15 protein-coding genes are annotated in these 14,183 nt (G+C 36.5%); 10 read left to right on the top strand and 5 right to left on the bottom strand.

Annotation, left to right across the window (positions count from 1 at the left end):
* Positions 1-83 precede the first annotated feature (83 nt).
* Positions 84-2,279, top strand: a complete 2,196-nt coding sequence (gene recQ / locus ACODST_RS11670; RefSeq protein WP_488932272.1) for a DNA helicase RecQ — start codon at positions 84-86, stop codon at positions 2,277-2,279.
* A 58-nt stretch (positions 2,280-2,337) separates the two neighbouring features.
* On the opposite strand, the gene ACODST_RS11675 is transcribed toward recQ, so the two are convergent.
* Complete coding sequence (locus tag ACODST_RS11675) at positions 2,338-2,577, bottom strand: hypothetical protein (protein WP_488932273.1); 240 nt, start codon at positions 2,575-2,577, stop codon at positions 2,338-2,340.
* A gap of 348 nt (positions 2,578-2,925) precedes the next feature.
* Between ACODST_RS11675 and ACODST_RS11680 the strand changes: the two genes are divergently transcribed.
* From ACODST_RS11680 to ACODST_RS11690, 3 genes are all read left to right on the top strand, one after another.
* Positions 2,926-4,485 carry an NAD(P)/FAD-dependent oxidoreductase gene (locus ACODST_RS11680; RefSeq protein ID WP_488932274.1) on the top strand — a complete coding sequence of 520 codons (1,560 nt, stop codon included), beginning with the start codon at positions 2,926-2,928 and terminating at the stop codon, positions 4,483-4,485.
* Positions 4,486-4,560: 75 nt separating this feature from the next.
* Positions 4,561-5,259, top strand: a complete 699-nt coding sequence (locus tag ACODST_RS11685; RefSeq protein WP_488932275.1) for an SMI1/KNR4 family protein — start codon at positions 4,561-4,563, stop codon at positions 5,257-5,259.
* Between the two features lie 38 nt (positions 5,260-5,297).
* Positions 5,298-6,383: a DUF6630 family protein gene (locus ACODST_RS11690; RefSeq protein WP_488932276.1), complete on the top strand. Its 1,086-nt coding sequence runs from the start codon at positions 5,298-5,300 to the stop codon at positions 6,381-6,383.
* Between the two features lie 87 nt (positions 6,384-6,470).
* Here ACODST_RS11690 and ACODST_RS11695 read toward each other — a convergent pair whose 3' ends face one another.
* A complete protein-coding gene (locus tag ACODST_RS11695) occupies positions 6,471-7,430 on the bottom strand; it encodes a quinone oxidoreductase family protein (protein ID WP_488932277.1) in 960 nt (319 codons plus the stop codon).
* A 218-nt stretch (positions 7,431-7,648) separates the two neighbouring features.
* Complete coding sequence (locus ACODST_RS11700; protein WP_488932278.1) at positions 7,649-9,052, bottom strand: aminopeptidase P N-terminal domain-containing protein; 1,404 nt, start codon at positions 9,050-9,052, stop codon at positions 7,649-7,651.
* A gap of 259 nt (positions 9,053-9,311) precedes the next feature.
* Here ACODST_RS11700 and ACODST_RS11705 point away from each other — a divergent pair, with 259 nt between their 5' ends.
* A complete protein-coding gene (locus tag ACODST_RS11705) occupies positions 9,312-9,746 on the top strand; it encodes an META domain-containing protein (RefSeq protein WP_488932279.1) in 435 nt (144 codons plus the stop codon).
* Between the two features lie 66 nt (positions 9,747-9,812).
* Here the strand turns inward: ACODST_RS11705 and msrA are convergent, their stop codons facing one another.
* Positions 9,813-10,421 carry a peptide-methionine (S)-S-oxide reductase MsrA gene (gene msrA, locus ACODST_RS11710; RefSeq protein WP_488932280.1) on the bottom strand — a complete coding sequence of 203 codons (609 nt, stop codon included), beginning with the start codon at positions 10,419-10,421 and terminating at the stop codon, positions 9,813-9,815.
* A gap of 8 nt (positions 10,422-10,429) precedes the next feature.
* Positions 10,430-10,984: a peptide-methionine (R)-S-oxide reductase MsrB gene (gene msrB, locus ACODST_RS11715; protein ID WP_488932281.1), complete on the bottom strand. Its 555-nt coding sequence runs from the start codon at positions 10,982-10,984 to the stop codon at positions 10,430-10,432.
* A 292-nt stretch (positions 10,985-11,276) separates the two neighbouring features.
* Here msrB and idi point away from each other — a divergent pair, with 292 nt between their 5' ends.
* The 5 genes from idi to ACODST_RS11740 all read left to right on the top strand — a co-directional run bounded on the left by idi (position 11,277) and on the right by ACODST_RS11740 (position 14,054).
* Complete coding sequence (gene idi, locus ACODST_RS11720; RefSeq protein ID WP_488932282.1) at positions 11,277-11,804, top strand: isopentenyl-diphosphate Delta-isomerase; 528 nt, start codon at positions 11,277-11,279, stop codon at positions 11,802-11,804.
* Positions 11,805-11,826: 22 nt separating this feature from the next.
* Entirely contained in the window at positions 11,827-12,237 is a 411-nt protein-coding gene (locus ACODST_RS11725) for a 6-carboxytetrahydropterin synthase (protein WP_488932283.1), read from the top strand.
* 3 nt (positions 12,238-12,240) lie between these two features.
* The gene (locus ACODST_RS11730; RefSeq protein WP_488932284.1) at positions 12,241-12,699 is read left to right on the top strand and encodes a peroxiredoxin; all 459 of its coding nucleotides are present in this window, start codon (positions 12,241-12,243) and stop codon (positions 12,697-12,699) included.
* 63 nt (positions 12,700-12,762) lie between these two features.
* Positions 12,763-13,731, top strand: coding sequence for a type I phosphomannose isomerase catalytic subunit (locus tag ACODST_RS11735; protein WP_488932285.1), 969 nt, complete (start codon positions 12,763-12,765; stop codon positions 13,729-13,731).
* A gap of 56 nt (positions 13,732-13,787) precedes the next feature.
* Positions 13,788-14,054 carry a hypothetical protein gene (locus ACODST_RS11740; RefSeq protein WP_488932286.1) on the top strand — a complete coding sequence of 89 codons (267 nt, stop codon included), beginning with the start codon at positions 13,788-13,790 and terminating at the stop codon, positions 14,052-14,054.
* The last annotated feature ends 129 nt before the right edge of the window (positions 14,055-14,183 follow it).

Raw genomic sequence — 14,183 nt, forward strand, 5'->3', positions numbered from 1 at the left:
AATATTTAAAATTTGTATGTATAAAAGAAAGTTGTATCTTTATGTGTTGCAAATTTATACAAAAATATCCATTTAAATAAAGAATGAATTCAAACGAAATTGAAATACACAAGGAATTAAAGAAGTATTTCGGCTTTAGCCAATTTAAGGGCTTGCAAGAGCAAGTCATTACGAGTATTTTAGATAAAAAGAATACTTTCGTAATTATGCCTACTGGCGGCGGGAAGTCTCTTTGTTATCAATTACCCGCTTTAATTCAGGATGGAACAGCCATCGTTGTTTCTCCTTTGATTGCTTTGATGAAAAACCAGGTGGATGCCATTCGAAGCCTTTCTTCCGAAAACGGAATTGCACATGTGTTGAATTCCTCTCTTACCAAAACTGAAATAGCACAGGTTAAAAAAGATATTACTTCAGGTGTAACGAAGCTTTTATATGTTGCACCCGAATCTTTAACAAAAGAAGAGTATGTTGTTTTTCTGCAAAGCGTGCCTATTTCTTTTGTCGCGATCGATGAAGCACACTGTATTTCAGAATGGGGGCATGATTTCAGACCGGAATACAGAAACCTGAGAAGTATAATTAAACAGTTAGGTAAAGTGCCTATTATAGGTCTTACCGCAACCGCAACCCCAAAAGTTCAGGAAGATATTCTTAAAAACCTGGACATGACCAATGCCAGTACTTTTAAAGCCTCTTTCAACAGGCCTAATTTATATTACGAAGTACGTACTAAAACAAAAAGTATAGAATCAGATATTATCCGGTTCATCAAACAACATAAAGGCAAGTCAGGAATTATTTACTGCCTGAGCCGTAAAAAAGTAGAATCGATCGCCGAAGTTTTACAGGTAAACGGAATAAGCGCTGTGCCTTACCACGCAGGACTTGATGCTAAAACCCGTGCCAAACATCAGGATATGTTTCTGATGGAAGATGTAGATGTGGTAGTCGCTACAATCGCTTTTGGAATGGGAATCGACAAGCCGGATGTTCGTTTTGTAATTCATCATGATATTCCAAAGTCATTAGAAAGTTACTATCAGGAAACCGGACGTGCCGGACGTGATGGAGGCGAAGGACACTGTCTGGCTTATTACTCTTATAAAGATGTAGAAAAACTAGAGAAATTTATGTCCGGTAAACCCGTTGCCGAGCAGGAAATTGGCTTTGCCCTTTTACAGGAAGTGGTAGCGTATGCCGAAACATCTATGTCAAGAAGAAAGTTCCTGCTGCATTATTTCGGAGAAGAATTTGACAGCGAAACAGGCGAAGGTGCCGATATGGACGATAACGTTCGCAACCCAAAACATAAAATAGAAGCCAAAGAAGAGGTAGTTAAACTTCTGGAAATTGTCCGGGATACCAAACACATTTATAAATCAAAAGAAATTGTATTTACTTTAATTGGCCGTATTAATGCTGTTATTAAAGCACATAAAACCGATACCCAGTCTTATTTTGGATCAGGTTCCGGCCATGACGAAAAATACTGGATGGCGTTGTTACGACAAGTATTAGTTTCGGGCTATCTTTCTAAAGATATCGAAACGTACGGGGTCATAAAAATCACACAGCAAGGTTTGGATTTTATTAAAAACCCGGTTTCTTTTATGATGTCTGAAGATCATGAATACACCGAAGCTGATGATGAAACCATTGTAGCAGGAGGGAAATCATCTGGTACTGCCGATGAGGTTTTAACCGGAATGCTGCGCGAACTGCGTAAAAAAGTAGCCAAAAAACTAGGAGTGCCTCCATTTGTGGTTTTCCAGGATCCTTCTCTCGAAGACATGGCTTTAAAATATCCTATAACCATACAGGAATTGTATAATATTCATGGGGTTGGTGAAGGAAAAGCAAAAAAATATGGAAGTGAGTTTGCTGCCCTTATCAGTCGTTACGTGGAAGACAATGACATTATCCGTCCGGATGATTTAGTAGTAAAATCTACAGGAGTAAACTCTGCCAATAAATTATACATTATCCAGAATATTGACCGAAAGCTGCCTTTAAACGATATTGCTTCGGCAAAAGGTTTAACGATGGACGCTCTGATCAAAGAAATGGAACAGATCGTATATTCGGGAACCAAATTAAATATTAAGTACTGGCTGGATGATATTTTAGACGACGATCAGCAGGAAGAAATCCACGATTACTTCATGGAATCAGAATCTGATAAAATCGAAGATGCCCTAAAAGAATTTGACGGCGATTACGATATCGATGAACTGCGCTTAATGCGTATTAAGTTTATTAGCGAGGTCGCTAATTAAAAAAGTTTACAGTCTCAGTTTATGGTTTACAGTTTTTTACTGAGACTGAAAACTGAGACTATTCACTGTAAAGCTCTCCCCGATGCGGTTTCAAAGCATCTCTTACGGGAATCATATTTTCATCGGTAACGACCATAAAAGCTGTAGCATGCATGTCGTTTACGATTTTGAATCCTGTAATATTCAAAGGTAATTTTTCGATTACAATATATTCTTTTAAATGAATTTCGTGATGCTCTGCTGTTTTTGCAGAAGCCGGTCCGCGGAAATCCCAAATTAGTTTTATTTTTCTGGACATTTTTTTAAGGTGCAAAGGTTTAAAGTGACAAAGGTACAAAGTCTTTTTTAAAGGTTCTAAGGTTCTGAGATGCTTAGGTTCTGAGTTTTTTCTGTTGAGACGCACCGCAGTGCGTCTAACCTATTGCAGATATTCGTTGCGTCTGATTGCAATGCAGATTTTTTGGTAAAATCCTTTTAGTCCAAACAAGCTGTGGCAAAAAAGCAAAGATTTTATTAGAAAAATAATTATAGAAACCTGCTTAAATCTGCGTGCAAATTTTACAGTAAATATAAAATCTCATTTCAAAATAGTACTTTTGCATGTTCTTTTCATAGAAAGAAAAGCTAATAGAATAAAAACGAAAAAATGCCTAAAGAACTTTTACTTCAAGTTACACCCGAAATTGCTGCAAACGAATCATTGCTGAAAGACCATTTGTCTAAGCAGATTAAAGTTTCTCCAAAAGAAATTCAGCATGTTTCTATTTTAAAACGCTCTATTGATGCACGTCAGAAAGCGATTAAAATCAACTTGAAAGTTCTTATTTATCTCAATGGAGAACCTTTTCAGGAAACAAAAATTGCTCTTCCGGATTATAAAGATGTTTCAAATGCGCAGGAAGTTATTGTAGTGGGCGCGGGTCCGGCCGGACTTTTTGCAGCATTGCAGTTAATCGAACTGGGATTAAAACCCATAGTGATCGAACGGGGAAAAGATGTAAAAGGCCGCCGACGTGACTTAAAAGCAATCAACCGCGAACATATCGTAAACGAAGATTCTAATTACTGTTTTGGTGAAGGCGGAGCCGGAACTTATTCAGACGGTAAATTATATACGCGATCTAAAAAAAGGGGCGATGTAACCCGAATTTTGGAACTTTTGGTAGCTTTTGGGGCTTCAGAAGATATATTGATCGAAGCACATCCACATATCGGGACCAATAAACTGCCAAAAATCATTGAAGATATACGTAAAAAAATCATTGAATTTGGCGGTCAGGTTTTATTTGATACCCGCGTTACTGATATTTTGGTAAAGAATAACGAAATCGAAGGCATAGTAACCCAGAACGGAGATAAAATCCACGCTGGGAAATTGATTCTGGCAACCGGACATTCGGCACGGGATATTTTTGAATTACTGGATAAAAAGAAAATTTTAATTGAAGCAAAACCTTTTGCTTTAGGAGTTCGTGCAGAACATTCGCAGGAGTTAATCGACAGTATTCAGTACAGCTGCGATTATCGTGGTGAACATTTACCACCGGCACCGTACTCGATCGTGAAACAGGTAAACGGACGCGGTATGTATTCGTTTTGTATGTGCCCGGGAGGGGTAATTGCACCTTGTGCTACAAGTCCGGGAGAAGTGGTAACCAATGGCTGGTCGCCATCTAAACGTGATCAGGCTACAGCCAATTCAGGAATTGTAGTTGAGTTGAAATTAGAAGATTTTAAACCTTTTGCTAAATTTGGTGCTTTGGCCGGAATGGAATTTCAGAAAAGCATCGAACAAAAAGCGTGGCATCTGGCGGGAAGAACTCAAAAAGCACCTGCTCAGAGAATGATCGATTTTACTCAGAGCAAAGTTTCAGCCGATATCCCAAAAACTTCTTATGTTCCGGGAACAACACCGGTTGAGCTTGGACAGGTTTTTCCGGGCTTCTTAACCCAGATTATGCGTCAGGGATTTCAGGAATTTGGAAAATCGATGCGAGGGTATTTGACCAATGAAGCGATTTTGCACGCACCGGAAAGCCGAACTTCATCTCCGGTAAGAATTCCAAGAGATCCGCAGACTTTAGAGCATTTACAAATTAAAGGATTATATCCGTGTGGAGAAGGAGCTGGTTATGCCGGAGGAATTATCTCAGCAGCTATTGACGGCGAAAAATGTGCCTTGATGATTGCGGAGTCCTTGAAATAATTGACCTCAACATTTTTCATCTCATAAAGAGATTGTTATCTTAGTAGTTTGATTCTAATAGAAATTGCCCGAAAGATGACTATAAAAGACATTGAAATAAAATACGAATTCGAATTCCCGCTTTTATACAAACAACTAGATGCCGATGGTATGCTGGATGTTGGAGAATACGGTCCAGATTGGTTTACACAAGTTTATCCTGCCTTAAAAGATAATCCGCCTTTACTTTTGCACTCTTATGATTTTGAATCTCTCAATTTAAAATCGGTTGCTGAGGAAATCGAAGAACTTAGGGATCCGGAAGATTATCGAAATATAAATCCGGAATTTAAATTTATTCCTTTTGCTAAAAGCGGCGGCGGCGATCATTATTGTTTTTTCTTAAATGAAGAAAATAACGGTGATATTCCGGTTGTTTTTGTATGGCATGATAGTAATGAAGCAAATTATCTGGCCAAAAACCTTCAGGATTTTATATTTAAAATGCTGCTGACGGATATGGCGAATCAGGATATTTATAATGAAGTAACGGATGAAGAATTTCGGAACGATATTGAAACCGTTTTTAAATCACATAAAAAGTATCTGACAGAAGAGCAGAATCAGATTTTGGAGCAAATACTGAAACGGGACATTATTGATTATGAAATTATTTATCCTAAAAGAAAGGAACCTGCAAGAGGTTTGCTGACAGATCAGGAGCTTGAGAAACTGCTCAGTGACATAATTCCTTTTGATAAAATGGATCAGAGTTTTGCGTATTCTAATGAATAGTAATAAAACTTTCGTTTAATTTTTTAATAACCTGTATAATGAGCTTCTTTTCCAATTTATTTGGCAGAAATAATGACCCGAAATCTATTGTTTCATTTGATATTATAAATCCAATTTACGGGTATTTGTATGAGGAATGCAATACTCTTGAATTTAAAATGAAAGGAATTCATGATCCTGTATTAGTCAATTTATATTCAATTCCGTATTCTCTGGATCATGAAGAGGGAAAAGCGGAAATTAAGAAAGCCGGATTTGCCAATGCCTATGAGGTTTTAAACGAGGTGTATAAAAAAATCAATGTTGGCGGGCTTTCCGAAGAAATGATGCAGGAAGGCCAGGAATATGATTTTATCCACATTCAGTTTTATTCGCAGCCAGGTCCTGAAATGAAAAAGCATTTCAAACGTGTCATCAATAATTTTGTTATTTTCTTCTGCTGTACGAATAGTTTAGAAATAAACGATTTCAGAATGGTACATTCTAATATTCATTTTACAAATTATACCAAAGGGCTTTTAGATGCAGAATATCTGGATATAAACAATCCAAAAAATGAAAGCCAGGAAATTGGAATCAAAGATTTTAAATTGGTTTTGCAGGGAATCTGCGAATATCTAAATCTAGAAATTCCAAAAACGATAGAACTTCCTTCTTCTGAAAGTGTATTGTTGGATGAAAATGCAACTATCGAAGATTTTAAAGAGTTTGTGAAATTGGTTTCCAGAAATACTATTGAAAAAAAGGAACTGGACAATTATGCTGAAAATCTTTTTGAAAATTTCAATGATGATACTAAAGAAGATTACGAAAGTACAGAAGAACATTTTACTTTTTTTGAAAGTATTGATGCCTGGAACAGCGACTGGAAATTTGATCCTGAAGATGCCGAATATTTCATTTCTGAAATGCTTGGTGAAGATTTCAAATTTGATTATCCTGAAGAAACCTACAGCCACGATTTGTTTCCTTATATCCAGTCAGAATTAGGAAAGTCTAATTTAGAACTATTGACGTATGAAACTTTTGGAGATAATTATCTGTTTTTTATAGCCAATAAAAACGAAGTGGAAAGAATTTTAGAATTGTCTGAATTGACAAAGATTGAAGTTAGCCAGCTTTAAGAGAAATAGCCACGAATTCACGAATTTATTTAAAAAATTTGCGCATAGATTTTAAAAATAAAATTCGTGAATTCGTGGCAGAAAAATTTACGGTATCAAAATGATTTTTCCGGTGCTTTTTCGGCTTTCCAGAAAATCATGTGCCAGTTTTCCTTCTGATAATTTAAAAGAAGTCGGTTCAGAAAGTTTGATTTTTCCTTCGGTAATCCAGCTGAATAACTGACTGGACCTTTTAATTCTTTCTTCTTTAGAATTTAGATAACTCCATAAATCACCTCCGGTTAGCGTTTTGGAACCGTCCATCAACATTCTTGGATCGACTGGTGCAGGATCTCCGCCGGCCATTCCGAAGAAAACAACTTGTCCGCATTCTTTGGTAACTTCAAAACTTTCCATAAGGGTACTTCCAATGCTGTCATAAACAGCATCAACGCCTTTTGGAGCAATTTTGAAAACTTCAGTTTTCCAGTCCTCATTATAAAGAAAAACATGATCCGCGCCCTGTTCAAAACCAATTTTTGCTTTTTCAGCAGATGAGGTTAAACCAATAACTACTGCACCTAAAAGTTTACTGATCTGTGTTAAGATCTGGCCGACTCCTCCGGCAACGGCATGAATTAATACAATTTCTCCTTCTACTGTTTTATGGCTGTCTGCAGCCAGATAATGAGCTGTTAATCCCTGTAATAAAACAGCTGCCGCGGTTTCAAACGAAATATTTTCAGGCAATGGTAAAACATGATTCACATTAACTGCAGTCAATTCTGCATTCGCAAAAGGGACATCAGCAAAGGCTACACGGTCGCCGACTTTGTATTCCGGATGATTATTAGCGTCGACAACGATTCCGGCGCCTTCGTAACCGGCAATAAAAGGCGGATTTCCTTTTAAATGGTAATTTCCCTTTCGACGGTAAACATCGGCAAAATTTAATCCGATGGCTTTCATTTCAACTAAAATTTCGTCGTTTCGCAATTGGGGATCCGGAATTTCTATATATTCTAAAACATCTGAATTCCCAAAAGAAGAGAAGGTAAGTGCTTTCATTTTTTAATTTGTTTAGGAATACAAAGTACGGGAAAAATTAGTAGTTGCTGTGTTCTGAATTTATGGTTTTAACACATAGAAGCATAGTTTAGCTTTGTGGTGAAAGGCCATTTCACTTGCATAAATTCACATAGCTATGTGTAGAAGCCAGCTTCTTATTTTATCCTTTTATAGATAAAAAAAAACTATGTTTCTATGTGTTAAGAAAAATTTTGAAATTAGATTTTAGGAAATTTCATGTCATTAAAACCACTTTTTTGTTTGGCCAGCGCTTCAATATCCTGCCATTTTCTTGGAGATTCTGCCGAAAGGTTTTCATATGAATCTTTTTTGATCAGGATATCGTCTTCAATACGAACCCCAATATTCCACCATTTTTTATCACACTTACTGCCGGCCGGGATATAAATGCCGGGTTCAACCGTCAGGATCATATTTTCTTTTAAGTTCCCCATATAATTCCCTTTATCATGAACGTCCAGACCAAGAAAGTGTGAACAGCCATGCGGATAATAAATGCGGACATCCTGAGGATCTGTAATGATTCCGAGTTTTATTAATCCGGCGGCAACAACTTCTTTCGATTTTTTGTTTAAATCCTGAACAGGAGTTCCTTCTTTGCAGATTTTAAAAACTTCTTCCTGTGCTTCGTATACAATCTGGTAGATGGCTTTTTGTTCTTCCGTAAATTTTCCGTCTGCCGGAACGGTTCGGGTAACATCGGCAGAATAGCCGTGATATTCAGACCCTACATCCATTAATAGTAATTGATTGTCAATTTTAGTGGCGTTGTTGTCATTGTAATGTAAAATACAGCCATTTGCTCCGGCGCCTACAATGGGAGGATATCCTTCACCTTCGGCACCATAATGCCTGTGAACATACGCATGGATTCCGTCGGCTTCATTCTCGCTCATGTCCGGTCCCACTGCTTTCATTACCTCGTTGTGGGCAATACAGGAAAGTTTAACAGTTTTACGCATTAACACTAATTCTTCGGGAGTTTTGATCTCGCGGAGTGAATTGGTTATGGTTCTGAAATATTCCAGTGAAGTTACGTCTTCTTTTGTGATTCCGGCTTTTGCTTTAAAGGATTGTAATAACGAATACAGATTGTCCGGATTGTTATTTATTTCAACATCTGTGGGGATTTTATCATAGATGATTTTGTCAAATTTTTTAAAATCGACAGCAAAATCTTTAAACTCTTTGCCGTTGTAAACTGTTGTAAAGCCTAACTTCGATTTCGCACCTTCAATGCCTAAACGTCTTCCTGTCCACATTTCCCTGTTAGCATTTCTTTCTCTTACAAAAAGAATCTCATTGTATTTTTCGGTTCCCTGCGGTTCTTTAAAAATTAGTAAAACAGCGTCTGGTTCTTTATAACCGGTTAAATAATACATATCAGGATTTGCGTGATAGAGGTAATTAACGTCTTTTGAGAATACCCTTTCCGGATACGAAAAAACAATGGCTGCAGAATTAGCAGGCATTAAATTTCTAAAAGCCTCACGACGCCCTTTATGAAACTCCTTTGTTAAATAGTCCGTTGGAAGGTTTTCCTGTGAATGTGTCTGCCATACACTGAATAAAAAGGCAAATAGTACTAATAACGGTTTCATTTTTCTGATTTTTTATAAATGACTTTTGGTTTTTTGATCGTTGCAAAGTACAAAAAAAATGCAATCATAAGACTTTAAATAAAGTGTTGGTTATTAGTGTTTTGAATAAAATTCATTAATTTAGTATAGGAAAATTCTGTTTTAAAATAAATTCTGATTGCGAAAATACAGTATTCGGGCACGAATATTGAGAACGGAAGTCCGGAAGCTTTTTTAGTTTTCAAAAACAAATTGTATTAATCTTTTAAAAGTGTGTTTTATGAAAAAATATACCATTGCAGTCGTTTCAGTTTTAACCGTATTATTGGCTTCCTGTAAAGCATCGAAAGATACTGCAGCAACAGCCGGCATTTATGATACTACCTGGGAACTGGAATATATTTCCGGGCCCAGAATTGCTTTTGAGGGATTGTATCCAAATAAGAAACCGCAAATTACTTTTGATCAGAAAGAAACAAAAGTGTATGGCAATAATGGATGCAACGGCTATAGTGCGCCTTATAACTTGAGCGGTAAAAAAATAACTTTTGGAGAGCCGGGACCCGCTACGATGATGTTTTGTGAAGGGGGAGGTGAACAGCAGTTTTTACAGCAGATGAAAAAAATTACCAGTTATGCTATTGATAAAGACGGAAAGCTGAATTTAATCCAGGGTGATGTGTCGGTAATGCGATTTAAAAAAGTCACTAAATAATTTTTAAAATTTATAGTAAAAAGAAAGGGAAATGAGTCTGTCTGGATTCATTTCCCTTTTTTGGTTTTATTTCTTTTTGAGTTTGTCTTTGAAGACTTTTTCAAATTTTTCCAATTTAGGCTGGATTACCATTTTGCAGTACGGCTGGTTTTTGTTGTTGGCATAATAATTCTGATGGTAATCTTCGGCTTTGTAAAAAACTTTAAAAGCTTCGACTTTGGTTACTATAGGACTATTGTACACTTTTGCTTTATTTAGTTCGGCAATAATGCTTTGGGCTGCTTTTTTCTGTTCTTCGTTTTTATAGAAAATAACAGAGCGGTATTGTGTCCCGACATCGGCGCCCTGGCGGTTTAAAGTGGTAGGATCGTGAACGGTAAAAAAGACTTTAAAAATCTCGTTAATATCTGTTATGTTTTTGTCGTATGTAATCTGAACTACTTCGGCGTGGCCTGTTGTTCCGGTACAGACTTCTTCATAACTCGGATTTGAAGTTTTACCTCCTGAAAAGCCCGAAACTACAGATTTGACTCCGTCAAGGTTTTCATAAACGGCTTCGACACACCAGTAACAGCCGCCGCCAAGTGTAATGGTTTCTAAATTGGCCGATTTTTTATTTTGAGAAAATCCGCTGATTGACAAAGCAAAAAGACAGACTAAAAGTATATTTTTCATTGGGAGATTTATTTAGAGTCGGGAATAAAATCAAGGGCAATCGAGTTCATGCAGTAACGTTTTCCGGTGGGTTCGGGACCGTCGTCAAATATATGTCCTAAATGACCGCCGCAGCGGCCGCATAGTGTTTCGATTCTTTCCATTCCCAGTGAATTATCTTCTTTAAAAACAATGCTTTTTTTGTTTTCCTGTTCAAAGAAACTCGGCCAGCCGCAGCTGCTCGAAAATTTAGCGGTCGATCTGAAAAGCAGGTTCCCGCAGGAAGCACAGTAATAAGTCCCTTTTTCATCGGTATTCCAGTATTTTCCGGTAAAAGGCCTTTCGGTATCGGCTTCACGCATTACCGCATAAACATCCTCAGGAAGTACTTTTTTCCATTCGGCATTGCTTACGTTCAGTTTTGTGGTGTCGGTATTGGAGTAATAGGGATTTCCGGGTTTACTGATTTTGTTTTTAACCGTAACATAGTCCGAAGATTTATTTTTGGTATTTTGTCCGCAGGCCTGCAGTATAAAAAGCGGAATGAGGAAACAAAGGCTGAAAATTAGGTTTTTAGATTTCATATGTTCTTGGATGCTTTAAAGGTACTTCAAAGATACGCTGAGATTTAGGCTCAAAATACGCTCTTGGTGAGAATTGAGATTTTTTTAAGTGTGTTTTAACTTTTTATTAGTTACGTAAAACAAGGCATTGTAGTTTTTATGTCTTAATTTTAACGGCTTTTAATTTTAGTTTGAAATAGTATATTGTAAATCAGTAAAATAGGAATTGCGTTCAGATTAAGCTTTTGACAAACTTGTAACAGCATTTTTAAGCCATTTCTTTTTTCGTATTTTTGTTTGCTTAAGAAGCCTTATGACAGAAGAAAACGTAATATTAGTTAATCAGAACGATGAACAAATTGGTCTGATGCCAAAATTGGAAGCACATGAAAAAGCGCTTTTGCACCGTGCTTTTTCGGTTTTTATTTTAAACAGTAAGAATGAAATTATGCTTCAGCAGCGAGCGCATCATAAATACCATTCTCCTTTACTCTGGACCAATACCTGCTGCAGCCACCAGCGTGAAGGCGAGACCAATATAGAAGCCGGAAGCCGCAGGTTGTTTGAGGAAATGGGGTTTAAAGCCGAATTAAAAGAGCTTTTTCATTTTATTTACAAAGCACCTTTTGATAATGGTTTAACTGAGCATGAACTCGATCATGTAATGATTGGGTATTATAATGAAGAGCCCAATATAAACCCGGATGAGGTAGAAAACTGGAAATGGATGAGTATTGAAGACGTAAAAGCAGATATTGAAAAACAGCCCGAAATTTACACCGTATGGTTTAAGATCATTTTTGACGAATTTGATCATTATCTCGAAGACCATAAATTATAAACCAAACCAACCAAAGACCTAAATGAGAGTAACCATATCAAGAAAAGCACATTTTAATGCTGCACATCGACTGCATAGGAAGGACTGGTCATTAGAAAAAAACAATGCCGTTTTTGGAAAGTGTAACAATCCCAATTTTCATGGTCATAATTATGGTTTAACAGTAAGTGTTACAGGAAAAATTGACCCGGAAACTGGTTTTGTTTTAGATGTGAAAGTATTAGCGGATATCATACTGGAAGAAGTAGAAATTCCGTTTGATCACAAAAACCTGAATCTGGATGTTCCGGAATTTCAGGATTTGAATCCAACAGCCGAAAATATCGCCGTTGTGATATGGAATAAAATCAGAAAAAGAATTCAGCCCGATTTTGATTTAGAAGTCGTGCTTTATGAAACAGACCGCAATTTTGTAACTTATAAAGGAGGATAATAAATGTCATTAAAAATAGGAGATATAGTTCCGAATTTTACTGCCAAAGATAGTCACGGAGAAGTTTTTGAAAGCAAAAGTGTTTTAGGACGCAAACCTTTAGTGATTTATTTTTACCCTAAAGATAATACTCCGGGCTGTACTACAGAAGCCTGCAGCTTTAGGGACCAATATGAAGATTTTAAAGATTTAGGAGCAGAAGTAATTGGTATTAGTGCTGATAGTGTAAAATCGCACCATAAATTTGCCAATAAACATCAGCTGCCTTTTATTTTACTTTCAGATGAAGACAAACGATTAAGGCATCTTTTTGGTGTGAAAAATAATTTGTTTGGACTTATACCCGGAAGAGTCACTTTTATTATCGACAGGAACGGAGTCGTGATTTATATTTTTGACAGTATGAATGCTGCCAGACATATTCCGAAAGCCCTCGAAATAATAAAAGAATTAGTATTGTAGATTTGAAAAATAGTATTAGATCGTTGTTTAATTAATATAGATATTTGCCCTTAAAATTAAAATATGAAACCAACTTTGTACCCTTTACAATTTGAGCCAATCCTTAAAGAAAGAATCTGGGGAGGCGAGAAATTAAAAACATTATTAAACAAACCGATCACTTCTAAAATTACCGGTGAAAGCTGGGAATTGTCGACCGTTGAAGGAGATGTAAGCACTGTTGCTAACGGAGACTTAAAAGGAAAATCATTAATGGAGCTTATTAATGAAACGCCAGATGAAATTTTGGGAACAAGAGTTTATGAGCGTTTTGGAAAACAGTTTCCATTGCTTTTTAAATATTTAGATGCCCGTGAAGATCTTTCTATCCAGGTGCATCCTAATGATAAACTGGCAAAAGAACGTCATAATTCATTTGGTAAAACCGAAATGTGGTATGTTATGCAGGCCGATACTGATTCCAGAATTATTGTAGGTTTTAAAGAAGATTCAAGTAAAGAGGAATACGTAAAACATTTAAATGATAATACCTTAGTTTCTATTTTAGACGATGTAAAAGCAAAAGCCGGAGATGTTTTCTTTTTAGAAACCGGAACAGTTCATGCTATTGGTGCCGGATTAGTGGTTGCCGAAATTCAGCAGACATCGGATATTACCTATCGCTTATACGATTTTGACCGTACAGATGCTCAGGGAAATAAAAGAGAACTGCACGTAGATTTAGCGCTGGATGCTATAAACTACAATAAAGTCGATACTCAGAAAAAGTATGATTCTAAAACTAATACTTCAAATGTAGTGGTAAACTGTCCTTATTTTACAACCAATTTTATTCCGCTGGAAGATAAAGTGGGGGTTTCAAAATCTGGAGAAACTTTTACGGTTTATATGTGTATCGAAGGAAGTTTTGAAATCGAATATGCTGGGTTTAGCGGTACTTATGTGAAAGGAGATACAGTTTTGGTTCCGGCAAGTGTAAATAATTTTATTCTGGACGGAAATGCTTCAATTTTAGAAATTTACATTTCTTAACACATAATCGAAAGATAATCTGTACTTTTGCAGACGCAAATTAAAATTATAATAAAATGGCAAACGTTAAAAATTTAAAGAAAGACATCAATTTCGTATTAGGAGATATTATTGAGGCAGTTTATTTGTTTGAGATGTCTACATCAGGAAATCCTACTCCGGAAACGAATGCTTTAATCGATGAAGCTATCGCTGCATTTGATACTTTGATTACAAAAGTGAACGCTAAAAACGTTGAAAATAAAAAAGCACACTTTAAGCAAATCAATATTGAATTAGAACAAACTGCTAATCAATTGATTGAAAAAATCAACGCACTATAAGCAAAAAAAAGTGTAAAAAAGTGCAAATTTATTTTGGGAAAACGAAAAACCGCTTTATATTTGCACCCGTAATGACGCCGATGTAGCTCAGCTGGCTAGAGCAGCTGATTTGTAATCAGCAGGTCGTGG

This window comes from Flavobacterium sp. FG19, from assembly GCF_057809475.1.

Coding starts and splice junctions, on each gene's coding strand:
- idi (WP_488932282.1), top strand. CDS start 11,277: ATGACAGAAGAAAACGTAATATTAGTTAATCAGAACGATGAACAAATT.
- ACODST_RS11730 (WP_488932284.1), top strand. CDS start 12,241: ATGTCATTAAAAATAGGAGATATAGTTCCGAATTTTACTGCCAAAGAT.
- ACODST_RS11690 (WP_488932276.1), top strand. CDS start 5,298: ATGAGCTTCTTTTCCAATTTATTTGGCAGAAATAATGACCCGAAATCT.
- ACODST_RS11705 (WP_488932279.1), top strand. CDS start 9,312: ATGAAAAAATATACCATTGCAGTCGTTTCAGTTTTAACCGTATTATTG.
- recQ (WP_488932272.1), top strand. CDS start 84: ATGAATTCAAACGAAATTGAAATACACAAGGAATTAAAGAAGTATTTC.
- ACODST_RS11725 (WP_488932283.1), top strand. CDS start 11,827: ATGAGAGTAACCATATCAAGAAAAGCACATTTTAATGCTGCACATCGA.
- ACODST_RS11695 (WP_488932277.1), bottom strand. CDS start 7,430: ATGAAAGCACTTACCTTCTCTTCTTTTGGGAATTCAGATGTTTTAGAA.
- msrB (WP_488932281.1), bottom strand. CDS start 10,984: ATGAAATCTAAAAACCTAATTTTCAGCCTTTGTTTCCTCATTCCGCTT.
- ACODST_RS11685 (WP_488932275.1), top strand. CDS start 4,561: ATGACTATAAAAGACATTGAAATAAAATACGAATTCGAATTCCCGCTT.
- ACODST_RS11700 (WP_488932278.1), bottom strand. CDS start 9,052: ATGAAACCGTTATTAGTACTATTTGCCTTTTTATTCAGTGTATGGCAG.
- ACODST_RS11675 (WP_488932273.1), bottom strand. CDS start 2,577: ATGTCCAGAAAAATAAAACTAATTTGGGATTTCCGCGGACCGGCTTCT.
- msrA (WP_488932280.1), bottom strand. CDS start 10,421: ATGAAAAATATACTTTTAGTCTGTCTTTTTGCTTTGTCAATCAGCGGA.
- ACODST_RS11740 (WP_488932286.1), top strand. CDS start 13,788: ATGGCAAACGTTAAAAATTTAAAGAAAGACATCAATTTCGTATTAGGA.
- ACODST_RS11735 (WP_488932285.1), top strand. CDS start 12,763: ATGAAACCAACTTTGTACCCTTTACAATTTGAGCCAATCCTTAAAGAA.
- ACODST_RS11680 (WP_488932274.1), top strand. CDS start 2,926: ATGCCTAAAGAACTTTTACTTCAAGTTACACCCGAAATTGCTGCAAAC.